General features: G+C 36.3%; 28 protein-coding genes. 8 read left to right on the top strand and 20 right to left on the bottom strand.

Features of this window, described 5'->3' with window-relative positions; translation table 11 throughout:
* Nucleotides 1–283: 283 nt before the first annotated feature.
* The 4 genes from PHP06_06585 to PHP06_06600 all read right to left on the bottom strand — a co-directional run bounded on the left by PHP06_06585 (nucleotide 284) and on the right by PHP06_06600 (nucleotide 4890).
* Nucleotides 284–445, bottom strand: a complete 162-nt coding sequence (locus PHP06_06585; protein MDD3840224.1) for a rubredoxin — start codon at nucleotides 443–445, stop codon at nucleotides 284–286.
* A 58-nt stretch (nucleotides 446–503) separates the two neighbouring features.
* Complete coding sequence (locus PHP06_06590) at nucleotides 504–1022, bottom strand: rubrerythrin family protein (GenBank protein ID MDD3840225.1); 519 nt, start codon at nucleotides 1020–1022, stop codon at nucleotides 504–506.
* A 245-nt stretch (nucleotides 1023–1267) separates the two neighbouring features.
* Nucleotides 1268–3691, bottom strand: coding sequence for an ATP-binding protein (locus PHP06_06595; GenBank protein ID MDD3840226.1), 2424 nt, complete (start codon nucleotides 3689–3691; stop codon nucleotides 1268–1270).
* Nucleotides 3692–4284: 593 nt separating this feature from the next.
* Complete coding sequence (locus PHP06_06600) at nucleotides 4285–4890, bottom strand: uracil-DNA glycosylase (protein ID MDD3840227.1); 606 nt, start codon at nucleotides 4888–4890, stop codon at nucleotides 4285–4287.
* Between the two features lie 204 nt (nucleotides 4891–5094).
* Here PHP06_06600 and PHP06_06605 point away from each other — a divergent pair, with 204 nt between their 5' ends.
* The 4 genes from PHP06_06605 to PHP06_06620 are packed head-to-tail and all read left to right on the top strand — an operon-like array spanning nucleotide 5095 to nucleotide 7726.
* Nucleotides 5095–6120 carry a DUF4097 family beta strand repeat-containing protein gene (locus tag PHP06_06605; protein MDD3840228.1) on the top strand — a complete coding sequence of 342 codons (1026 nt, stop codon included), beginning with the start codon at nucleotides 5095–5097 and terminating at the stop codon, nucleotides 6118–6120.
* Between the two features lie 38 nt (nucleotides 6121–6158).
* The gene (locus tag PHP06_06610; GenBank protein ID MDD3840229.1) at nucleotides 6159–6752 is read left to right on the top strand and encodes an RNA polymerase sigma factor; all 594 of its coding nucleotides are present in this window, start codon (nucleotides 6159–6161) and stop codon (nucleotides 6750–6752) included.
* Nucleotides 6727–7236 carry a hypothetical protein gene (locus tag PHP06_06615; GenBank protein MDD3840230.1) on the top strand — a complete coding sequence of 170 codons (510 nt, stop codon included), beginning with the start codon at nucleotides 6727–6729 and terminating at the stop codon, nucleotides 7234–7236. The genes PHP06_06610 and PHP06_06615 overlap by 26 nt, the downstream gene beginning before the upstream one ends.
* Complete coding sequence (locus PHP06_06620) at nucleotides 7226–7726, top strand: hypothetical protein (GenBank protein MDD3840231.1); 501 nt, start codon at nucleotides 7226–7228, stop codon at nucleotides 7724–7726. Before PHP06_06615 ends, PHP06_06620 begins: the two co-directional genes overlap by 11 nt.
* A 25-nt stretch (nucleotides 7727–7751) precedes the next feature.
* On the opposite strand, the gene PHP06_06625 is transcribed toward PHP06_06620, so the two are convergent.
* The 8 genes from PHP06_06625 to PHP06_06660 form a co-directional block, all read right to left on the bottom strand.
* Nucleotides 7752–8312 carry a uracil-DNA glycosylase gene (locus tag PHP06_06625; protein MDD3840232.1) on the bottom strand — a complete coding sequence of 187 codons (561 nt, stop codon included), beginning with the start codon at nucleotides 8310–8312 and terminating at the stop codon, nucleotides 7752–7754.
* Nucleotides 8313–8316: 4 nt separating this feature from the next.
* Nucleotides 8317–9843 carry a hypothetical protein gene (locus PHP06_06630; protein ID MDD3840233.1) on the bottom strand — a complete coding sequence of 509 codons (1527 nt, stop codon included), beginning with the start codon at nucleotides 9841–9843 and terminating at the stop codon, nucleotides 8317–8319.
* Nucleotides 9844–9996: 153 nt separating this feature from the next.
* Nucleotides 9997–10935: a thiamine pyrophosphate-dependent enzyme gene (locus PHP06_06635; protein ID MDD3840234.1), complete on the bottom strand. Its 939-nt coding sequence runs from the start codon at nucleotides 10933–10935 to the stop codon at nucleotides 9997–9999.
* Nucleotides 10936–10948: 13 nt separating this feature from the next.
* Nucleotides 10949–12130 carry a pyruvate ferredoxin oxidoreductase gene (porA, locus tag PHP06_06640; protein ID MDD3840235.1) on the bottom strand — a complete coding sequence of 394 codons (1182 nt, stop codon included), beginning with the start codon at nucleotides 12128–12130 and terminating at the stop codon, nucleotides 10949–10951.
* Between the two features lie 18 nt (nucleotides 12131–12148).
* Nucleotides 12149–12460 (bottom strand): 4Fe-4S binding protein, encoded by a 312-nt coding sequence (locus tag PHP06_06645; GenBank protein ID MDD3840236.1) that lies wholly within the window; start codon nucleotides 12458–12460, stop codon nucleotides 12149–12151.
* Nucleotides 12457–13035 (bottom strand): 2-oxoacid:acceptor oxidoreductase family protein, encoded by a 579-nt coding sequence (locus PHP06_06650; GenBank protein ID MDD3840237.1) that lies wholly within the window; start codon nucleotides 13033–13035, stop codon nucleotides 12457–12459. The genes PHP06_06645 and PHP06_06650 overlap by 4 nt, the downstream gene beginning before the upstream one ends.
* Before the next feature lie 264 nt (nucleotides 13036–13299).
* A complete protein-coding gene (locus PHP06_06655) occupies nucleotides 13300–13575 on the bottom strand; it encodes a pro-sigmaK processing inhibitor BofA family protein (GenBank protein MDD3840238.1) in 276 nt (91 codons plus the stop codon).
* Nucleotides 13576–13659: 84 nt separating this feature from the next.
* Nucleotides 13660–13995 (bottom strand): YaaL family protein, encoded by a 336-nt coding sequence (locus PHP06_06660; GenBank protein ID MDD3840239.1) that lies wholly within the window; start codon nucleotides 13993–13995, stop codon nucleotides 13660–13662.
* Nucleotides 13996–14469: 474 nt separating this feature from the next.
* Here PHP06_06660 and PHP06_06665 point away from each other — a divergent pair, with 474 nt between their 5' ends.
* The 4 genes from PHP06_06665 (at nucleotide 14470) to PHP06_06680 (ending at nucleotide 17861) form a co-directional block, all read left to right on the top strand.
* Nucleotides 14470–15030, top strand: a complete 561-nt coding sequence (locus tag PHP06_06665) for a tyrosine-type recombinase/integrase (GenBank protein MDD3840240.1) — start codon at nucleotides 14470–14472, stop codon at nucleotides 15028–15030.
* 272 nt (nucleotides 15031–15302) lie between these two features.
* The gene (locus PHP06_06670; protein ID MDD3840241.1) at nucleotides 15303–16349 is read left to right on the top strand and encodes a FapA family protein; all 1047 of its coding nucleotides are present in this window, start codon (nucleotides 15303–15305) and stop codon (nucleotides 16347–16349) included.
* 38 nt (nucleotides 16350–16387) lie between these two features.
* The gene (locus PHP06_06675) at nucleotides 16388–17245 is read left to right on the top strand and encodes a hypothetical protein (GenBank protein MDD3840242.1); all 858 of its coding nucleotides are present in this window, start codon (nucleotides 16388–16390) and stop codon (nucleotides 17243–17245) included.
* 88 nt (nucleotides 17246–17333) lie between these two features.
* Nucleotides 17334–17861: an HD domain-containing protein gene (locus PHP06_06680; GenBank protein MDD3840243.1), complete on the top strand. Its 528-nt coding sequence runs from the start codon at nucleotides 17334–17336 to the stop codon at nucleotides 17859–17861.
* A 44-nt stretch (nucleotides 17862–17905) separates the two neighbouring features.
* On the opposite strand, the gene PHP06_06685 is transcribed toward PHP06_06680, so the two are convergent.
* The 8 genes from PHP06_06685 to PHP06_06720 form a co-directional block, all read right to left on the bottom strand.
* Nucleotides 17906–18226 (bottom strand): cupin domain-containing protein, encoded by a 321-nt coding sequence (locus PHP06_06685; GenBank protein MDD3840244.1) that lies wholly within the window; start codon nucleotides 18224–18226, stop codon nucleotides 17906–17908.
* Nucleotides 18227–18318: 92 nt separating this feature from the next.
* Nucleotides 18319–18999 (bottom strand): peroxiredoxin, encoded by a 681-nt coding sequence (locus tag PHP06_06690; protein ID MDD3840245.1) that lies wholly within the window; start codon nucleotides 18997–18999, stop codon nucleotides 18319–18321.
* Between the two features lie 95 nt (nucleotides 19000–19094).
* Nucleotides 19095–19679 (bottom strand): rubrerythrin family protein, encoded by a 585-nt coding sequence (locus tag PHP06_06695; protein MDD3840246.1) that lies wholly within the window; start codon nucleotides 19677–19679, stop codon nucleotides 19095–19097.
* Nucleotides 19680–19886: 207 nt separating this feature from the next.
* Nucleotides 19887–20519: a 2Fe-2S iron-sulfur cluster-binding protein gene (locus PHP06_06700; GenBank protein ID MDD3840247.1), complete on the bottom strand. Its 633-nt coding sequence runs from the start codon at nucleotides 20517–20519 to the stop codon at nucleotides 19887–19889.
* Nucleotides 20491–21105, bottom strand: a complete 615-nt coding sequence (locus PHP06_06705) for a hypothetical protein (GenBank protein ID MDD3840248.1) — start codon at nucleotides 21103–21105, stop codon at nucleotides 20491–20493. Before PHP06_06705 ends, PHP06_06700 begins: the two co-directional genes overlap by 29 nt.
* Nucleotides 21106–21597 (bottom strand): hypothetical protein, encoded by a 492-nt coding sequence (locus PHP06_06710; protein MDD3840249.1) that lies wholly within the window; start codon nucleotides 21595–21597, stop codon nucleotides 21106–21108.
* Nucleotides 21598–21617: 20 nt separating this feature from the next.
* Complete coding sequence (locus PHP06_06715; protein ID MDD3840250.1) at nucleotides 21618–23333, bottom strand: NADH-ubiquinone oxidoreductase-F iron-sulfur binding region domain-containing protein; 1716 nt, start codon at nucleotides 23331–23333, stop codon at nucleotides 21618–21620.
* Nucleotides 23334–23347: 14 nt separating this feature from the next.
* The coding region (locus PHP06_06720) for an NAD(P)H-dependent oxidoreductase subunit E (GenBank protein MDD3840251.1) at nucleotides 23348–23734 on the bottom strand (387 nt) is incomplete at its 5' end.

The raw sequence follows: 23734 nt of genomic DNA on the forward strand, positions 1-23734 counted from the left end.
TTGCTTGGCCTGGCTGAATTTGTTTCGTACGTTCGCTTCTTTTTTTCTATCCTGTTTAGTTTTCAAAGGCCTATTTGTTAGCCGCCCCGTTTGGGCGACATCTACTAATATACCATCTTTCTTTTTCGCTGTCAACTACTTTTTTATCTTTTTTCGTATTGCAAGCTATATAAATTTAAACAGCAACTAATAGCGACAGCATTGTCTATATTACCATCCTTATTCCTGTGTGTCAATAGTTTTTTAGCTTTTTTTAAAAAAATAAGTCAGGTGCTCCCCTGACTTATTCTATCTTTTCAAACATATCTTTTTCTACGCCGCATTCAGGGCAAACCCAATCCTCTGGAAGATCCTCAAAAGAAGTCCCAGGGGCAACTCCGTTTTCAGGATCGCCTTTCTCAGGATCATATACATATCCGCATATAGTGCATTCCCATTTATCCATGTTTTTCTCCTTTCTTTTTATTTGATTCTTCTGTATGTTTTATAATATTGTTTTGTTCTCATTCACAAATAGGCTTATAATATTTTCTATCATGTCTACAGAGTGGGCAGACTGCAGGTGGCTGCTCGCCTTCATAGACATATCCACATTCTCTGCATTCCCATTTTATTTTGTTATCTTTTTTAAGCAACTTCTTCTGTTCCAGCATTTCCTTTAATTTTGCAAATCTTTCAGCATGGAGCTTTTCAACCTTTTGGACTTGTCTGAAATAATTCTCTGCCTCTTTGTCTCCTGCCTGTTTTGCCTGTTTTTCAAACTCAGGATACATGTCTTTATATTCATATGTTTCACCATCTATGGCTGCCTGTAGATTTTCAGCAGTATCTCCTATCCCATTTAACAATTTAAAGATCACTTCTGCATGCTCTTTTTCATTAGCTGCAGCCTGTTCAAACATCTCTGCTATTTCCAGCCATCCTTCTTTTCTAGCAACAGATGCAAAAAAAGTATATTTGTTTCTTGCCTGGCTCTCTCCTGCAAAAGCCTGTTTTAAGTTCTCTATAGTTTTTTTATCCATCTAGTCCACCTCTTCTATTTACAGTATTTATTTTTATTTTATCAAATAATCTACGTTTAATTATATACCCTGTCATATTTTTAATAAACATATAAATTTATTTTCCAACTATAGTCCTTGTACCTATCATATATATATGTTTTTAAGCTTTTAAAAATCCCTTCCAAAACAATTCTTTGTCTTTTTTAGGTATTTTATAGTTTTAAATTCTTCAATCTCCTCGGTATGCTCTTCCAGTGCATTCTTTATTCTTCTCCATCTTTTTTTTGTAATTCAGCAAAGTATTTGAGTTTTTGTTCCACCATGTAATTTACAGTACCTTCAGGATATTCTCCCTTTTCATCCCTTTGTCCGGCAGGAATACCGGTCAGTATCTCTATGCCTTGGTCTACATCTTTTATAGTATAAATATGAAACATTTTATTTTGTACGGCTTCTATAACTTGATCAGCCAACATTAGATTTTTTATGTTTTGATGAGGAATTATCACTCCCTGTTTCCCGTTCAAACCTTTCCTTCTGCATACTTCAAAAAATCCCTCAATCTTTTGATTTACTCCTCCTATTGGTTGGATTTCACCTTTTTGATTTACCGAACCGGTAACAGCTATACATTGTTTTATCGGGATTTCTGCCAAACTGGACAGTATTGCATATAGCTCTGCGCTGGAAGCGCTATCTCCGTCCACCCCTCCGTATAGTTGTTCAAAACAGATATTAGCAGTTATGGAAAGAGGGTTTTTCCTAGCAAATCTCTCTCCTAGAAAACCGCTCAATATGAGAACACCCTTATCATGAATGCTTCCACTCATCTTTGTCTCTCTTTCAATGTTTATTATGCCATCCTGCCCGGAAAATACAGTGGCTGTTATTCTAGACGGTCTGCCAAAGGAAGAATCCCCCATGTTTATTACCGATAATCCGTTTACTTGACCTATCTTTTCTCCTTCTATATCCAATAATATTGTTTCTTCTTCAAGCATTTCATTTATCTTATCACGGTACATTGCAGATCTGTATCTCTTTTGCTGGATAGCCTTTTTTATATGTTTTTCCGATATAATATCGTCCCCTTCTATAGATGCCCACACATCTGCCTCATAAAGTATTTCTACAAGGTCGTTGAACTGAGTAGATAGTTTATCCTGATGTTCAGCTAGCCTTGAGCTATATTCGATTATTCTAGCCACCCCGCTTGCATCAACATGTTTTAAGTTTTCTTTATTACAATGATAGCTAATAAAGCCTAGTACATTTTTATAGTTATTAACATTTCTTTCCATGGTTATATCAAAATCCGCCTTGATTTTAAACAGCTTTTTGAAATCCTCTTCGTAGTTGTATAAAATATAGTAACTATATGAGTTTCCTATAAGAATAATTTTTATTTGTAATGGAATAGGTTCCGGCTTTAAACCGGATGCAGACAGGCCGCCGTATATCTCTCCTAGAGTTTCTATCGTCAATTTGTTTGATTTAAGTGCCTGTTTTAGTGCATGCCAACTATATGGGTTATTAAAAATATCATTCACATCCAATATCAGATATCCACCGTTAGCTTGATGTAAAAGCCCTGGTTTAATTTTGGTAAAATCCGTCCTTAAAGTTCCGAATTGATTTTGATACTCAAACTTACCCACCAAATTAGGAAATGTCGGATTGCATTCACATACCACAGGCGCACCTTCCAGACTGCTGCTATCTACGAGCAGATTTACATCGTATTTGTACATATAGCTTTCTTTGTCCATTTTGCTAATCACCAAAAGAGGGTTACTGTCTTGGTCGGTTTCATCGCTTAAGAACTTATCAATATTTTCTAGTATATCTTCCTGAACAGATTCTAAATACTGGATGACTTTTTGGGATTTTTCATCATCCCTGCAACAATCCTTGTATTTGGATTTGAGCTCATCAAAATGTATTTCAGCTGCGGACAGGCCTACTTTCTTATCGAGGATTTCGATCTTTGACCTTATCTTTTTTTCAACGTTTTTTATCTTTTTTATATATTCCATTATCAAAACTTGAAGTTGATTGGATTTTTCTTCAATTTCCTTTTTTGTCTGTTCGTCTAACTGCTCATACTCCTTCTGGCTCATCTGTTCCCCATCAATTATAGGAGTTGTAACAAAACCTCCCCCACTCCTTTTTAGGATAAATCCTTGTTCTTTAGCCTTATCATTCAGTTCATCCATCAACTTTCCAGTCTTTTTCTGATATTCTTGCATTATCTCTGTTTTTTCTTTTTCGTATCCCTCACCCTCAAAGGTATTCGGGATATCTATTTTCAAAACTTCTATCATCTTTTTCATATCTTTTTGAAATTCTCTGCCCATCCCTGAAGGAAATGATAGAGCTATAGGCTGGTCCGGTTTATCAAAGTTGTATACATAGCACCAATCATCAGGGGTTTTTTCTTGTCTAGCTTGCTCTTGTACAATGGATTGTGCATAGGTTGTTCTACCTGTGCCGGTGTTACCTGTTACATAGATATTGTAGCCCTTTTTCTTTACCTTTAATCCGAATTTCATGGAACTGACTGCACGTTCTTGGCCTATTATATTTTCAATAGGCTCTATTTGTTCTGTAGTTTCAAATTCTAATTCTTCTGGACTGCACCATCTCTTTAATTGATCTTTGTTTAATTCCCACTGCTCAAGAGTCACTTACACCCACCCCTTTACCTTGAAGTTTTAGTCTTTGTTTATCTATAATATTATATACCCAACATTTTCTTTATATCCACCTTAACATATTCTGATATTTGAAGTAAACCTTTAAATGTATCTTTTATGAACACAAGGGGACAGTCCCCCTGTGTCGTTTTTGTCTTGCATATAAATCCCTGTTCAGTGGTTTAAATTAAACCTTTGTTTAGGGGTATATAATACCCGAAGATGCGACTTAATGTGCCACACTATACATTCAGCATTTATATAATATAGTGTGGCAGATTGTGGAGCACGTAGGGTATTATATACCCCGATACTGATATATTTGTAAATATAATAGCCACACACGGAACATATATAGAAGAGCGTTCATGCAATAAATATTCGGAAATAACTATAACTCACTACATTCGTCAAGTTATTTTAGCCGAATATTCATGAGCAATTTACTAACCTTCTATATATGTTCCTTTAACACAAGGGGACTGTCCCCCTGTGTTATTCTTAATATAGTGCGACAGATTGCGGAACACGGAAGGGATCATATACTCCCGGTGTTGCTATATAAAAGCAAATATGTATCCGACTTATATAGAAGATTTTAGATAATCGCTAAGTTTGTCGAGATCCTGATTATATGTCTGTATCAAAGATCTTCTATAGATGAGGCTAGCCGGATGGTATAGGGGAAAGAGTTTATATTCTTTATCGTCCAACCTTATGTCTATTATAGTTCCATGAACTTGACCAATGCCTATGGAGTTATCATCTGTAAGTGTCTGCAGGGGTACATTGCCTAAGCTCACTATAAGTTGGGGATAAATAGTATTTATTTGCGCCTTTAGGTAATTACGGCATATTTCTATTTCTTCGGTATTAGGCTTTCTGTTAATCTTTCTTCCGGTAGATGGATTTATTTTATAGGGTCTGAATTTAACTACATTAGTAATGTATATGTCCTTTCTTTGAATTTTAAGATAGTCTAGGAATTTTTGTAAATTCTTCCCCGCTTGACCAACAAATGGCCTTTTTTGTTCAATCTCCTGTTTCCCCGGTGCTTCTCCTACTAAAACCATTCTTGCATCTGTATTTCCTTCTCCAAACACTATAGGTACATACTGTGTATTGAAATATTCATTTATTTGGTTGCCCAATTGTTTTTCAATATCTTTTAATCTTTCATGTTTTGACACAGGCATTCCTCCAAATCGTTTTCTAATAAAACTAAACTCCCTTCAACACGAGGGGACTGTCCCCTTGTGTTATTTTTGCCTTGCATAATGATTACAATCTATCTATATATTATATATTGTTTATACATTTTTCAAAAATTATGAAGGGTTTCTGTTCTTTGTTACGTTATAAATAATTGAATATGTTGTGAAAGGAGAATGAGTATGGAAAACAATTCAAACACTGTTATAAGAAAAAAGGTCGGTTTAATCACTTTGGCAATAATGCTGATACTGCTAGGAACTGTAGCGTTGGTGAATAAATTGTCTGATACTTCAATATTAAGAGACCCCTATGTATTCTGGCCGATATTTTTAATACTTTTAGGGCTGGAAGTAATAATCACCAAGCTGGTATATGATTCAAAAGGAAAGAAGATAGATATAAGGCTTGACTTTTTGAGCATTCTAATAGTCTGTATTATTTTGTTGTTTAATTCTATTTTTTCAGGATTATCCATGTTTGATTTAGGCTCTTTTTTTACCTCAGGTTTTAAGTATCAATATAAAACCACAGCTGTTTTTAACGATTTACCATTTGAAGATGTTGAACTTTTGGATGTACAAAACAGGTTTGGAAATGTATATGTAACGATTACCGATGAGCAAAATGCTAAAATTGAAGCTGATATTTCCTTAAAGCCAAATGCTCAAGTAGATGAACAGAAGCTGAAAGATATGATAAAGGTGTATAAAGGCAAAACGTTTTCAATAAAAGCTCAAAATCTAGAAGCCTTTGATGACTCAAATTCCCTCGGCATCAGCTATAGGATATATGTTCCTGCCAAAGACATAGGTGTTAAGGTACAAAACAGCATGGGCAATGTTGAAATCAATGATATAAAAGGAAAAATACAAATAGACAATGAGTTTGGGAATGTAGAAATCACAAACCCTGCTGAGGATGCTATGGTGAAGGTTAAGCACGGGAACATAGTTTTAAATAGCGATAAACCGATAAAATCCAACTATGATATGAATACCACCTTTGGGGATATAACGATGTGTGTTCCGTGTTTTGAAGATGTTATAATAAATGCAGAAGCTTCTTACGGGAATATCCAGACAATACAGGATATGAAAATTGATAATCACAATAATAGAACCCAGGCCTTTTATAAAAATGGCACAGGACAAAACAAGGTAATTCTAAATGTAGAACACGGCTGTATAAATTTTAATATATTATAAAAGTTTTGCGTGCCCCAATATCCGAGGTGGTGATAAGTTTGGTCGATGAAGAGCTGGTAGAGCAGGTTCAGCAGGGGAATATTCATCTGTTTAATCAAATAGTAGAAAAATACAAAAATAGGATGTTTAAGCTGGCATATTCCTTTACTTATAACTATACAGACTGCGAAGATCTCTGCCAGGAGATATTTATTTTAGCTTTTAAAAAAATAAATTCTTTTAATTTTAAATGTAAATTTTCCACCTGGATGTATAGAATTGCAACTAATAGGTGTATAGATTGGCAGAGAAAAAATGCTAGAATCAACAATAAAATAATAAGTATAGATACAAATGATGACTGGACTGGTAGAAGTTTTTCCATATGTCAAACACCTGAAGATGATTATATAAATTATGAACAAAACAAGGCTTTGCATGATGCACTAGCCACATTAGACATAAAATATAGATTGCCTATCATAATGTACCACTTTCAGGGCATGAAATACAGGGAAATAGGCGAGGTTTTAGAAATCAAGGAAAGAACTGTAGAAACCAGGATATACAGAGGCAAACAAAAAATACGGCAAATACTTTTAGAGAATAATTTGAGAGGTGAATGTTATGAAATGCAGTCAGGTAAGAGTTGAGCTGGATTCTTACGTAAGCAATCAATTAAACACATCACAAGCGAATTTAATAAAGACGCATCTTAAAAACTGTTCCGGTTGCAATAGAGAGCTGGAGTATATAAAAAGCATAAACTCCATGTTAGATAACATCCCCCTGCCTGATGCACCTTCAGACTTCACATCAAAGGTAATGGACCGTATATATAATACAGAGCACAGTAAAGGCTCGATAGTCAATTTTTCACTGGTTAGATGGGGGGCAAGTTTTATCGCAGCAGGGCTTTTGATGCTTTTGTTGAATTCCGGATATATCGATAAGTATACACAGGACAGCACCAATGCCATCAAACCCCCTGCAAAAAAAATAGTCGATATCATTGATATCCCATCGCATTTTGAAGGGTTTTCTAAAAAAATAATGGGTATAAACGAAATATTTGAAAACTCGCTGTTTAAAATTAAAGATAATGATTTGGAAGGAGGAGCAGATTATGGATTATGAAAGGCCGCAGCGTATAAATAGTTTTTTGCATTTCATATTCTCACTGATCCCGGGAGCAGGGCACATGTATCTAGGCTTGACTACAAGAGGATTGCACATTATGGTGATCTTCTTCGGCTTTATCGCCTTGGTATCACTGCTCAGAATAGAGGAGTTGGCTTTTTTGTCGATACCTATATGGTTTTATAACTTTTTTGACAGCTATAACTATAAAAGAGCATTGCAAAACGATAAACCGGTTGAGGATAAGTCGGTGCTTAATATAGATTATTCAAAACTAAATTATTACAATGTAGGCTGGGGCATAATAGTGTTTGGGATACTTCTGATATTAAAGAGAATGGATTACTGGTTTTTCAACTATACAGATATTTCTCCCGTAGTAATAGAATGGCTGAGAGCATTTAAATCAAGTATAATACCGATAGGGTTTATAATAATAGGTTTTATAATGATCAAAAAAGGAAAAAAAAGATTATTCACTGATTAGGTATATAAAAACTCCTTCTGAAATTTTAGAAGGAGTTTATCTCTTTATATTTATCTCTTATCTTTTTAAAGTCTTCCCATACAAGTTTCTTTTTGCTCACATCTCTTAAAAGTGCCGCAGGGTGAAAGGTGGGCATCAACCAGTATCCCTTCCTATTTATCCATTCTCCTCTTATTTGAGTTATCCTGGCATCTTGGTGGATGATGTATTTTGCAGCAGTTGAACCTAGGCATACTATTATTTTAGGATGTATCACGGCAGTTTGATATCTCAAAATTGGTATACAGGCTTGTGCCTCATCGGGAGTAGGAACTCTATTATAGGGTGGCCTGCACTTGACTATATTGGCAATATATACATCACCCCTATCCAAATCTATGGCATTCAGGATCTTGGTCAAAAGCTGTCCTGCTTTCCCTACAAAGGGTTTCCCCTGTATATCCTCATCACGTCCCGGGCCTTCGCCTATCAGCATTATATCAGCATCTTCATTTCCTTCCCCAAACACAATGCTGTTTCTGCCCTTACACAGCCTACACCTACTGCATCCTTTAATTTTTTCCTCCAATTCCCCTAAAGTAAGCACTATATCATCTCCTGGTTTTTACCTTAACTCCTCTGATACCGGTGGCTATCATATATATAAGGCCTATACCCGATCCCAAGAATGCAATAACCGCAATTATAAGCAATGCATTATCCAAGGTGAATAAAAAATCTGTACCCGTTTGTAATTCCTCCTCTTCCTTTTCATCTGTATCCCCTATAACTATATCGGGATCAAGAAGTTCATCTTCATCCAATTCATCTGTTTCAGCAGCTTCTACCTCCACTGTAACCAACTCGCTTTGTGCACTTACCCGATTACCGGAAGAATCTATGCCATCTACAAAAGCATCATTTTGAGTAGTTCCTTCCAATGTGATGCTTTTGGTTATAGTCCTTTCTTCACCGGGCTTTAGAATATCTATGGTTGCTACCTGTCCAAATATACTATCTATAACAGCTATATTTGATATGTTGGTATTGCCGGCATTTTTCACCACATAACTATATATTACTTCATCACCCTTTTGTATATATCCAGGGTCTGCTTTCAGAGCTATTTGTAATTTAGGCTGAATTATAGTCACTTTAACTGATTTGCCAGCTGTTTCTATGCTCTGTCCTGAAAATTTGTCTGTACCCTTGGCCATAAAAGTGTATTGTGCTGAATTTTCCACCTGTATCTTCCTTATCTTTTTTACATGTCCTCCAGCCATGATGGATCCAACATCTATTATCTTCCCAAGTGTATTTTCATATATGGCTACATTGTCTATTGTGGTAGAACCCGTATTATTGACTGTTATCTCAAAATCAACTTGTTCTCCCTTACTGGCTTTAACCTCTGTAGGCTTGACCGCTATCTCTAACCCCGGCTTTACAGGAGATATAGTAATAGAGGGTTGCTCTGCAAGTACATCTCCCCCAAAGAAAACCCTGGGATTGGATTTGATGCCCTGGTTCACCTTTTTATTTACCACTTTAGAGTCTGATTGGCCTATCTTCAAAATACCCTTGTCCCATGTGAAACCCACACCTTGATCCTTTACTACTAGTTTTTCCAGATCAGCATCTCCTGTATTTGTTATTGTATACTTTATTTGTATGTTTTCTCCTGCCATTACAGAAAATTTCCCGCTATCCGGCAGAACTGTGCCATCTTGCTTTTTGATCTCTCGCACAAGCTCTACTCCAGGGATAGACTGCTTAACCTCTATCTTTTGAGTCTGCGTATTACCGTCATTAAAAACAACAGTAAACGAATATACATTCCCCGGCCGCACCTGTTTGCTATAAAGCACTGTTTTAACTTCTCCCGGTTTTAAAACCTCAAATGAAGCCCCAGGAATTGCATTTTTGCCTTCTGACACAGCTACATTTTGCAAATCTGTTTTGCCCGTGTTCTTTACCGTGATTTCAAAATTCACCGTTTGGTCCCCTAGCACGCTGATCAGCTGAGGCTTAACCTCTAAACTACATTCAGATTCCGGCTGTGCACCTGCATTTGTATTAAATATGGTTAATAGTATAAGTAAAGCTGTTGTTATTGTTATTAATTTTTTTCTCCCCATTTTTCACCTTTACCCCTCCGTTAATTTTTGCTTTGTTCAACATTATTTTATCATACCTTATGTATGTTTTTCTACAAGTAATTAACAATATATAAACTGACATAATCCAAATAGAAAAGGGGACCACCATTGTCCCCTTTTGTATCAAATCTTCTATTCAGTTTCGCCGCATAATTCAAGCAGATGTTTCCATCTGTCATCTACTTCTTGTTGTATTTCCTGGATCAGATGTTTGTTTTGAGGCTTGAACAGATGTTTAAACCTCCCCTGAGGCCTTAGCCATTCTTCGATAGGAAGCTTCTTTCTAGGTTTGTATGTCAATCTATACTCACCATTTACCACTTCATACAAAGGCCAGAAACATGTGTCCACAGCAGCCTGAATTATATCCATCAGTTTAGGAGTATCGTATCTCCATCCTCTCGGACAGGGAGCTAAAACATTCAAGAACGCAGGTCCTTCTGTGTATATAGCCTTTTCTGATTTTTCATACAGATCCTTAAAGTTCTTCATGGGAGCGCTCTGTGCTACATAGGGCAGATGATGGGCTGCCATGATTGAAGTCAAATCTTTTCTGTACTGCTGTTTACCGGGAATAACCGTCCCAGCAGGTGAAGTAGTCGTATTGGCATATTTGGGTGTAGCTGAAGAACGCTGAATACCTGTATTCATATACGCACCATTATCATAGCATACATATACCATGTCATGTCCTCTTTCCATCGCACCGGACAGAGATTGCAATCCGATATCATAAGTACCCCCATCTCCTCCGAATGCGATGAACTTAGTTGTTTTATCTATTTTCCCCTGTCTTTTAAGGGAAGTATAGGCCGCTTCCACACCTGAAACGGTAGCCCCTGCATTTTCAAAAGCACTGTGTATAAAAGAATCTTCCCAGGCAGAATACGGATAAATTGAAGTAGATACTTCTAAACAACCTGTTGCACAACCTATAACCGCATGGTCTTCATCCTTCAACGCTCTCAATACTGTTCTAACCGCTACAGGTGCTCCGCAGCCAGCACACATTCTATGTCCACCAGTTAATCTTTCTCTCTTTGCAGATGTTTCCTTAAATTTATAAGCCACTTGTAAGCACCTCCTATTCTCTCACACCAAGATAATTGTATGTCTGCTTAACTTCTCCCGTTTCCACTATCTCCAATAGATCATTATAGACTTCGGCAATATCTTCTTTTTTAACGTCACGGCCTCCCAGACCATATATATAGCTTACTACCTTTGTATTCTCAGCCGCATCAAACAGGGCACTCCTAGTTTCAACAAACACGGGTCCTCCTGCAGCAGAGAACGAGTCAGCCTTATCCATAACTGCTACTGCTTTTGCTTTTGAAAGGGCTGCTGCAAGTTCATCAGCAGGAAATGGTCTAAATACCCTCAATTTTACAAGGCCTGCCTTCACGCCTTTATTTCTTAAATCGTCTACCGTGGCCTTGGCGGTACCTGCTGACGAGTTGAGTATAACGATGGCAACCTCTGCATCCTCCATCATATATTCTTCAAATAAACCGTATTTTCTACCTGTTAGTTTTTCATATTCTTGAGCAACTTCAAGTATCACCTTTTTAGCATTTCGCATGGCTTCAGCCTGTTGTCTCTTGTGTTCAAAGTAATGTGGGGGTAGATCCAACGGGCCTATTGCCATAGGGCTCTTGTGATTGAGCAGAAAATCCTTCACATTATACTCTCCCACAAACTGCTTTACCTTCTCGTCCTCTAACAAGTCGATGTTCTCTACAGCATGGCTAGTTATAAAACCGTCCTGGCATACCATTACAGGTAGCAGTACATCTGAATGCTCACCAATTCTAATAGCCTGAATTACATTATCATAGGCCTCTTGATTGCTTTCACTGTATAATTGAATCCATCCGGAATCCCTAGCCCCCATAGAATCGCTATGGTCATTGTGAATATTTATAGGGCCGGATAAAGCTCTATTTATCAAAGACATCACTATGGGTAATCTAGATGAAGCTGCTATGTAAAGCATTTCCCACATCAACGCCAATCCATTGGCTGAAGTTGCAGTCATAGTCCTAGCACCTGCCGCTTGTGAACCTATACAGGCACTCATTGCACTGTGTTCACTCTCAACAGCAACAAATTCAGTATCTACTTTGCCATTAGCAACAAACTGGGAAAAATACTGTGGCACTTCAGTGGATGGAGTTATAGGAAAAGCAGCAACAACATCAGGATTTATTTGCTTCATAGCATATGCAACAGCTTCATTTCCACTCAGTCTTTCTCTTATCGCCATTTGGTTCCCCTCCTCCTTTTATTTACCTTCTTCTACAAAATCTATAGCATCAAATGGACATACACTCACGCAAACTCCACACCCTTTGCAGTGATCGTAATCAAAATCCAATCTTTTCTTATCTTTAACAGGAATAGATGTATCAGGGCATACAGGCCAACAAAGTAGGCATTGTGTACATTTATCAGGCTTCCATATAGGCTTCATAGAACGCCAATCACCCGTCTTGAAATCTTTTGCATTTCCAGCATGATATATGTTTCCGCCTCTGGTTATTTCTTCCCATTTTATATCTGGGGTAATGGTTTTATCTCTTCGTTCTTTGCTCATAGCCCTTTCACCTCCTGCATAGCTCTCTTTAACGCATTCATGTTACCCTCAATAACTTCAGGTTTGGTAGCAAACTTGTGTTTAAAAGCACCCTCCATAGCTTGGATAAAAGCCTTTTCCTCCATAATCCCGCTCACTTTAACTACTGCACCAAGCATAGGAGTATTAGGAAAATATCTTCCTAGAGTTTCAATAGATATCTTCTTTGCATCCACGGTAAAAACCTTTCCTTTAACACCCTTGAGATGTTTTTTTACCTCATCAACATCTTTCTCAGTGTTTATTATTATAGCTCCATCTTCCTTTAATCCTTCAGCAACATCAACTGAAGCCATCAAAGATTCATCAACAACTACTACATAATCAGGTTGGTAGATATTAGAATGGACAGTTATTCTCTCATCGCTTATTCTATTATAAGCTGTGATAGGAGCTCCCATTCTTTCAGGACCGTATTCCGGAAAACCCTGAATATATTTGCCGGTCTCAAATGCAGCATCGGCAAGTAACAATGAGGCAGTCTTAGCGCCTTGTCCACCTCTGCCGTGCCAGCGGATTTCCACCATTTTTCCCATAACATTTCCTCCCTTCAGCTAACATATGGATTGATTTGAACAACATACCTGTACTACCACAGAAGAAATAAAGCAATTATGTACTAGTACAGTTTTGAGCTGTTATTATTACAGCTCCGTAATCCCTTGTAATGGATAGTATACAACCATGAAACATGAGCCCGAAATAATTATAACAGATGGCTTTTTAGGTGTCAACAAAACCAATAAACTATCTGTTTTGAAGGCCTGTCCTAAAGAAAAGAGACGATGATCAGCGAGTAACTATACCAGTATAAACTGTAATATAATTATAAGTATAACTCCTGGTATACCTAAAAAGCCTGCAATAAGAGCAGTGAGAGGATTTATCACTACAGACAACCCGAAAAAACCTCCTACAAGATTTAACAGCCAAAGCATGATCCCGCCTATAATCCCGTTATAAATCAATTTTAAAACAATTTTAAAGGGCACAAATAAAAGCCAGCCAATAAAATATAAAAGCACTAAACCAAGTGCATAAGCTAAAATAGTAGTTAACTTTATCCCCAAAAGCATAATCCTCACCTCTACATAATCCTCAAACCCCGACTGGACCTTTAGTTATACTATATGTTTTTTATTGTTTTTTTATGATTAAACTTATTGTATGTTCATAAAATCGCCTTTTACTCCTTTTATCTTGGCCTGCTTTAGAAGATATACATATTTTTTTCTACAGGCTTCAACACTGTATATAGCATAGTCGATAAGATCCGGATCAGATACATTTTGAAAATAACTTTGAGCAGCCATCCATTCCTCTTTAGCTTGCTTTACACTTTCTACAAATCTCTGATTGTCATATTCATCGGATACAAATCCTTCTTCCAAATCGCCCTCGGGTTGAGGTCCAAAAGTATCTCCAAAAAACGAAACAAAAGCTCTTTTTATGTCATCCTTTATATGACCATATTCTTTTGCATAAAGCTTGAACATGATAACACCCTCCCTTTAATGCTTTGTAATATTTTTCCCCTTCCAAAGGAAAATATACAAATTTTATGCAGGGCAGTAGTGTTTCACATTTTTATTAAGCAGCTTAATTATAACATAATATTCTGACATATTGATGCTGTTTACCAAATCAATTGTAAAAATAATTATACCATAATAAAAGAACAGGATTAATATCTTTATTCTAATATTAACCCTGTTCTCCTTTATAAATTTACAACTTCATTACATAGTTTCATTATAAGCTAATACAGTAATCTGATTTTTAAGCAATTCACCTAATTTAATAAATGCTATTATTAGCCGATATTGGCTGGGTAAATATATAAAGAAATAATATAAAAAACACAACTATACTTATTCTTGAATATTTATACTAAATAAATGCAACATTTTACTCAATTTGTTGCATTTTAAAATCTCGGCTCATAAAAATACAAATTAAGGAGGACAAATATGACTGTTGAACCAGTAAGAGAAAAAAAGAAGATCGATGAGATTTATAAGTGCTTAAAGAGGTACAACCCCAAATATGCCTTGATTTTTAAGTTTGGTATCAATACAGGATTGAGAATTAGCGATATATTGCCAATACAAATAAAAGATGTATTGGATGAGGATTTTAAATTTAGAGAGTATCTCGTTATAAAAGAGAAAAAAACAGGTAAAGAAAAAAAGATTAAAATAAACCAACTTCTAAGAAGGTGTATTTATAATTATTGTACAGAACAGGATTTACAATATGATAGCTATTTATTTGAAAGTCAGAAAGGAGGACATTTGGGAAGAATACAAGTATATCGAGTCTTGAAAAATGCTGCTACCCAAGTAGGGGTTGAGAACTTTGGGACCCATAGCTTGAGAAAAACTTGGGGTTACTGGACTTACAAATTGTCTAAATATAATATAGGTCTTATAATGGATACTTTTAATCACAGCTCACAAAGTATCACCCTTCGATATATAGGTATAAATCAAGATGAAAAGGATGAATTATATTCAATAGTTCAATTATAGTAGCATATAATCTAATTATTTCATCAAAATTCGATAAAAACCGCTTGGAATTGATTGACAATTATCGCTTATTTTAATAGAATAATATTATAGGAAATGCAACAAATTGAGTAATTTGTTACATTCTAGCTAAAGGGAAGAAGGCACATGCATGCACTGTAGGACGGTATTTCAAATATTATTATAATACCTTCTCACAAATAAAAATACAGTATAAATATTCAATAAAATGTGATTTTTTGTATAAATAATGCTGAAGGAGGAAATGTAATATGATATTCACTGCATTTAGCGCGGAAGAAGCAATCGCTAAGGCAAGTGCTTTTTATCAGTGCGGTGAAAATCAGCTGAACATAGAGATAAAAAGGCCTCCTTACCGCAGATTTTTTGGATTGATCAAAAGACCTGGAAGTTATCGTGTTGAATACATCGACCCTGAACCCCGTAAAAATGTTAATAAAGGTAAACACCGGGATTGTAGCGATGGTAAAGTGGAAATATTCTGCGGCAAACTCAAGGTGTCAAATCCTTCCACAGATGGCGGTAAATATGCTTCTATCACTTCAGATGATTCAAATATACAAGTGTTTGTCAACAACGAAGAAGTCAAAGGGACTACAATAGTAACAGAAGGGGATTGGATAGAGTTTAAACCGAAAACAATAGAACCTTACACTGATGTCAGAGTGAATATATCAGATGACGGCCTTGAAGCAACGCTTACTATTAAAAAAATACCGGGGAAAAAATATTTTGCTGAAGATTGTAAAAGCCAAAACTCCATATATATCCGTTCAAATTACAAAAAGATTCCTGCACCTGGTGTTTCATTTGACCGATGTATAGACGAACTTATAAAAGCAAATGTCCAGATGAAATATATCAATACTCAGAATATTTATGAGCTGATAAAATTGGAGGAAGGGGGCAGTTGTGTTGTTGCAAAAGGTATTCCTCCAATAGATGGCCAAGATAGCGAAATAAAATACCTTTTTAGCAACAAAAGTTATCGAAATCCTGATTTTGACACCGATAAAAAGGTGGATCTTTTGGATCATACAATTATTCCTACTGTAAGTGTAGGAGAAGTTTTAGCTATTAAATCCATGCCTGCAATTCCAGGTAGGAATGGTGAAACGGTAACAGGCAGGATAATAAAAGCTAAACCGGGAAAAGATAGCCCTTTAAAAGCAGGCAAAGGTACCGTTCTGTTAGATAACGGATTAAAGATAGTAGCCAGCACCTCAGGCAGACCTGTATTGAGCAGAGGGGTAGTTTCTGTTATTCCTGTTATTACTATACTATACACAAGAACATAGACGCTGATACAGGCAATGTATATTTTGAAGGAGATATAATTATTAAAGGCAATATAATGGATAATATCAAAGTCAAATCGGGAGGTAACATCACGGTGTACGGCAATATAAACCACGCATGTGTCATTGCTAGGGAGAATATTAAAGTTTACGGCAACATCATAGCAAGCAATGTCCAGGCGGGGACAAGTATTATACGGTATCTGTGTGTGTTGCCTAAAATCAAAAAAATAAATCAATTGATAGAATCTTTTTGGTCATTTGACCATAAAAGCCATATGAACAGTCAGTTTCAAAATACCCTATCGGATAATAAACATAAGATAATGAAAACTATAGAAGAAGTAAAGAAACTGTATGCTTTGCTGGATGATAAAGATATAAATAAAATCGATGAGATATTGGATGAAGTGCAAAATCTCATAATAAAGATTAATTCAAGCATTGGGATAAATAGTAATAAAATCAGCCAAACTCAAAACAAAATAAAGAAATATATTGAAGATGTCAGTTCAGCCCAGAGCAATAAGGCTGATATTATATTCAAGTACAGTCAAAATTCCTTTATACAGGCCAACGGAAGTATAGTCGTCATAGGTCAAGGTAGCTATCAAACAAACCTTATAGCAAAGCATTCCATACTCTTTCAAAAAAAATCCAGCGTCGTTAGGGGAGGCATGCTGATCGCTGGACATATGATTAAAATGGGTATGGTAGGCTCCCCAGCAGGAATCTCTACCTACTGTAAAGTATTTGATAAAAACGGAAAAATAGATGCTGTACATTTTTTCGATAATACTATTTTAACTATCAACAATGAAACAAAAGTGATAAATAATGCTTTTTTATCCAATTACGCGGAGGAAAAAACTATTGAATATCATGATCAAACATGACACTCAATATAACCAAAACACTCAAACACGCGATAGTAGACTTAAAAAAAGTATCCGATTAAAAATCATCAAAATTCTCATTTTTTTTATGCGAAAAAAAGACGGATATACCGTATATCATTGTGAAAGAGTTGCGGATTTGGTCATAGGATACTCAAAATATTATAATCTATCACCAAATTTGATAAAAAAATTAAAATACAGCGCAATACTACATGATATTGGAAAATTAATAATACCAAAAAGGATACTGTTAAAAAAAGGGGAGCTAAGCGGTTCTGAATATAATAAGATAAAACAGCATCCCTACGCAGGATACATTATAGTAAGATATATATTAAATATGAAAGATGAAGCAAGTATTATAAGAATGCACCACGAAAGAATAGACGGCAAGGGATATCCTGACCACCTAAAGGGAAACCAGATAAATGATTTAAGCAAATTGCTTTCTATATGTGACGCCTTTGACGCCATGACAAATGACAGAGTATACAGAAAAGCACTGGATAAAAATGAAACCATCCATGAGCTCAAACAAAATTCGGGAACACAATTCGACAAAAAAATATTAAACAAATTTTTAAAATATCTTGATTCAAAAACAACAAAATAACAGGGTTAACATTTTAAAATGTTAACCCTGTTCTCCTCTATAATTCACTTCATATCTCTGGGATTAGGCGCTTTCACAACGAAAAACTCCAGAACATCCTGATGCACATTCTTGGGCTCCATCTTGGTCTTGTAAGGAATATTAACTATCTGCCCTGCCTTATATTCTTTAGGTGGTTGTTCGCCTAACTTTAATGTCAAACAACCTCGAACTACCATCATGTATACGTTTGAATTGGCATGATGTACCGGCAGCCCTGTATCCTTTGGAAGTATCATATGGTTTAATGCTAAATTATCATCGTCCACTATCTTTTCTACTAGTTTCTCTGTTGAAGTATTAAATGTATATACTTTTTCTATCATATTACCACCATCCTTTTATTATTAAATAAACATAAAAGCCAATGGGCAATTGATAACTACCCCCTGGCTTTTATAATTGTTAAAAGTAGAAATTAATTTTCTTTTTTAAAGCACATGAACCAATCTAAACAGTATGTATCTTCATCTTTCGCCTGCATTCTCTCTTCAGCAGCTCCGCAAGAACCTGGAGGAGGTATTATCACATCATCACCCGGTCGCCAGTCTGCAGGAGTTGCAATGCCTTCAGCATCCGTCTTTTGAAGGGCAATTATAATTCTTTTTAATTCATCAAAATTCCTGCCTGTTGAAAGCGGATAATACAAAATAGTTCTTATCTTTGCCTGTGGATCGATGATAAATACTGCCCTCACTGCTTGTGTAGAAGACTGGTTAGGTTGAATCATTCCAAATTTGTTGGCAACCTCCATCTTTATATCTTCTATCAGTGGAAAAGTTACTTCTACATTTTTCATGTCCTTCCACTCAATCTTTTCCTTTATGGTACGCAGCCAGGCAATATGAGAATGAAGTGAGTCAACTGATAAACCTATAAGCTCGGTGTTGAGTTCCTTAAACTCATCTATCATGGATGCAAAAGTCATAAATTCTGTAGTACATACCGGAGTAAAATCAGCAGGGTGGCTGAACAATATAACCCATTTACCCTTATAGTCCTCTGGAAAGTTGATTTCCCCTTGCGTTGTTACAGCCTTAAAAGAAGGTGCATCATCACCAATCAAAGGCATTTTGAAATACTCTCTTACCTCTTCCATCAAAATTCATCCCCTTTTTCTTCTTAATTTATATTGTATATATACCATCTAGCGTGTTGCTTAAAACAAATATTTGAATTTTTGTGCATATGCCCTTAATAAGTTTCCACAAACACCTCAAAGTGGGCTTGAGGATGCACACAAGCGGGACAAACTTCAGGGGCCTCCTTGCCTTCATGGATGTATCCACAGTTGTTGCATTTCCAGCGTACAACCTTATCCTTTTTGAATACTGTATCGTTTTCTACATTCTGGAGCAGCTTTCTAAATCTGGCTTCATGGGCTTTCTCTCCATCAGCAATCCTTCTGAATGCCTCTGCTATCTCTTTGAACCCTTCCTGATCTGCCACCTTTGCAAATTCAGGATAAAGATCGGACCATTCTTCATTTTCTCCTTCAGCAGCTGCGTGAAGGTTAAACTTTGTATCACCTAAAGCAACAGGATAATCTGCACTTATTTCTACCGGCTCTCCGTTTAGATCCTCTTTTAGAAATTTGAAGAATCTCTTTGCATGTTCCTTCTCGTTTTCTGCAGTTTCGATAAATATGTTGGAAATCTGCACATATCCTTCTTTTCTAGCTGTAGATGCATAATATGTGTACCTATTTCTTGCCTGGGATTCCCCCGCAAATGCCTTCATCAAGTTTTCAGCTGTTTTTGTTCCTTTTAGTGATTTCATATTATCAATCTCCTCCTATATTTTTTATAATAATTTATCTCGCTGCAATCCATATAAGTCAATATGGATTGCAATATAAACAAAAATTAAATTTCACACCCGATATTAAATATACCCATTTATAAATATGATTAAACAAAATAAAAAAGGTCATCTGATTCCTTCGGTAGAGTCAGGTGACCTTTCTTTGTCAGCTTATTTTATATATCATGATTGAAAAATTAGCTCTTCTTCCCATTCTTCTCCTTGATAATGAGCTATCTTTTCAGTAATTGCACCTGTAGGACATGCAAACACACATGCCAAACATGTAACACAAGCAGATTGATCAAAGGCCTTGTTTGCCCCTGCAGCTACAAAAGTTTTAGAGCCTCTATTTACAAATCCTAAGTTGTTTTGACATGCTATTTCTCTACATGCACGTACACATCTTCCACATAAAACACATTTATTCGGATCATATGAAAGCACTGGACTGGTATTGTCAACAGGAAGCTTTTCTTTGTTTTGTTCAAACCTAGATTGTTCAATACCAAAATCACGTATCAATCCTTGTAGTTCACAAGAACCTGCAATACACGGATTTCCTTTATGGCAAGTCAAGCAATTGTGCTCATGGGATGCCATCGCTAATTCTAATAAAATCCTTCTATTATGCGTCAATTCATCGTCATCAGTGACAATCTTCATATTATCCTTTACAGGTGTTGCACACGCAGCAACCAGTTCTCTCTCTCCTTCAACTTTGACTAGGCATAATCTACAGTTGGCATCCGGAGTCAGATCCGGTTCAGTGCATAGATGGGGTATCTTAATTCCATTTTGCTCGCAGGCTTGCATTATTGTTGTACCTTTTTTTTGCTTTATATTCATTTCCATTTATGTTTATAGTCACAAGATCATCTTTGTTCTCTGCTGCAGCTTCACTTCTATCAAAAAAAGTTGGGTACAAATTCAGCTTTTCCGCAACCTCAGGAAATGAATAGCCTGTATCATTTTGTTCCAGTCCCGTAGACTCGAATGGAGCAGTCAATATCGGTCCTCTATCCATTGAAAAATTGCCTACCCCTAAAGTTTTAACTATTCTGATGACCTTTTTATCTTTAAAGACAGATTCTGCCGTTTCATATCCATCTTCACAGGTCAATGAGATTATTGCTGTTGCCTGATCAAATAATTCTTTTTTGTTTGGATCATCTCTATGTTGCTCTGTCAAAGAATACAGACACGCTATACTGACCAGTTCTTTGCCTATCACTTGGTAACCGTCTGCAGTAAGCATGTCCTCTAACAATACCATGTTGTCATATCCGCCAACACCACAAAATTTTATACAGGTATTACAACTCCAAAGTAAAATCTTATCATCTTTGCTTATTTTGTCTTTTAGTTCTTGATAACTCAAATCTCTGAGTGATATAATCATTTACTCTACCCCCACTTCTATAGGTATCTGTTTGTTTGGCATTTTATTCTTCCCATCTGAGCCTATAGGATACTCTTCACCTAATTTATGTTTATGATTCTTGTAAGGCATTGCAACTTTTACAACACCTTTATTCGTATCTGCTACTATAAGTCCTATATTATCTACTGTTTCCACTACTTTAAGATGAGGATAGTTCCGCCTGATATTAGAAACCCCGGCAGTACAAGCTAAAACAACTATAGTATTGGTTTGATGGGCTAGTTTTAAAGTAGCAAGATATGGTTCCATACACGCAATAGGAAGCATAAAGCCATCTTTTACATTATAACCGTCTTTTCTTAACTTGAGGGCCAGCTCTTTCATCTTGTCTGGCCCACCAGCACCAGAAACTCTTATACATGTATTACATCCAACTATGGTAATAACATCATTATCTTTATCCAGTTGACTAGTCAATTCTTCATATTTCAACGAATTACTAAAAATCATAAATATCACCCCTCTTACATCTATTTAACAATATCTAGGTACTCATTTCTGAAATAATTCAACGTGCTTAAAACCGGGTTTGGAGCAGTTTTACCCAATCCGCAAAGGGCTGTATTTTTAACCACCTTCGCCAGATCCTCTAGCTTGCTTATATCTTCTTTGCTCCCATCACCGTTACAAATTTTATCTAGAATATTTACCATTTGACGTGTGCCCTCTCTGCATGGTAAGCACTTGCCACAGGATTCACCTGCACAAAATTTCATAAAAAACCGTGCTATATCCACAGCAGATTTGTCTTCATTTATCGCTATCATTCCACCTGATCCCATGATAGTACCTAGCTTTTGAAGCGGTTCATAATCTAATGGTGCATCAAAATACTCTACAGGAAGACATCCGCCTGATGGTCCCCCAAGCTGTACAGCTTTTATGTTTTTGCCGCCTGCTGGACAGCCTGCAATATCTTCTATCACCGTTCTTATTGAAGTACCTATAGGCACTTCAACGCATCCTACATTGACTATATCTCCGGTTATAGAAAAAACTTTAGTTCCCTTGCTCTTTTCTGTACCGATACTAGCGAACCATTCACTTCCGTTTAATATTATTGGAACTATATTAGCCAAAGTCTCTACATTGTCTATAACTGTAGGTTTTTTAAACAATCCCTTTTCCACAGGATAAGGAACCTTCAATCTGGGATTACCTCTTTTCCCTTCCAGTGAACTTATTAAAGCTGTTTCTTCACCACATACAAATGCTCCTGCACCTTCATATACCTCTATATCAAAATCAAATCCGGTTTCAAATATATTTGCACCTAATAACCCATAAGCCCTGGCCTGAGATATGGCTTTATTCAGTGTTTCTACCGCTAATGGATACTCGGCTCTGCAATAAATATAGCCTTTTTGGGCCCCAACAGCTTTAGCAGCTATCAACATACCTTCAATAACTGAATGAGGATCGCTTTCCAGTATGCTTCTATCCATGAAAGCTCCCGGATCTCCTTCGTCTGCATTACAAACAACATACTTTTCTTTACCTTCTGACTTTGAAGCAAATTTCCATTTAAGCCCGGTTGGAAATCCTGCCCCTCCTCTTCCTTTCAAGCCAGATTCTAATATTGTATGAATAATATCATCATCATTCATATCTTTTAAAGCTTTGTACGCTGCCTGATAACCATCTCTTGCAATATAATGGTTTATTTTAAATGGATCTATTGTTCCTCTGTTCCTCATTACAATTCTCTTTTGAAGACCGAAGAAAGGTATCTCTTCTATTCCTTTAATGGAGTCATCCAAAATCTCTTGTCCTTCAATCTTTCCATTATTCTCAATCCTTTGTTGGATTTCGCTCTCTTTACCCCTTGCTAATGCGTATTCACTTAAAACTCTTCCGTTTTTTATATGGCTATCAAATATTTCAGCAGCTTTTTTGCTATCTACATATTCATATATTATAGGTTCTTGACCGATAACTTCCACTGTAACCAATGGTTCTTTAGAGCATATTCCTATACAACCCGTAGTCCCTATCTTTACATCTTTTACTTTGGACTCTTTATTAAGCTTCTTGAATACATCTAATACATCTTTGGCACCGGAAGCTGCTCCACAAGTGCCCATATGCACTGTAATTCTCACTCTTTTATTTGTCTCTTTTAACCGTTCTGTTTCCAGCGTTTGATTTTTTATGCTTTTTAATGTTTCCAGATCTTTAACTAGCAAACAAATCACCCCACTTATTCATAATGACTTAATATTTCCTCTAAATCTTCCACTTTAACTTTTCCGTAAACCTTTCCATCTATGGCTATTACCGGTGCCAATCCGCAAGTCCCAAAACATCTTGTCTGTTCATAGGTAAATCTTCCATCCTCTGTGCTTTCACCGGGTTTAATATGGAACTTTTCCTCAATGGTATCAGCGATTTTTTTACCACCTTTAACATAGCAGGCAGTGCCTAAACATACTTGAATTCTGTGTCTAGCTCTTGGTTTCATAGTAAAATAAGAATAAAATGAAACAGTACCATAAATATCGTTTTCACAAATACCGGTTTTTTGGGATATTCGCTCCTGTACAGAAACCGGAATAAAACCAAGTAATTGCTGAATCTCTTCTAACAT

Source organism: Clostridia bacterium, from assembly GCA_028698525.1.
Classification (GTDB): Bacteria; Bacillota; Clostridia; order JAQVDB01; family JAQVDB01; genus JAQVDB01.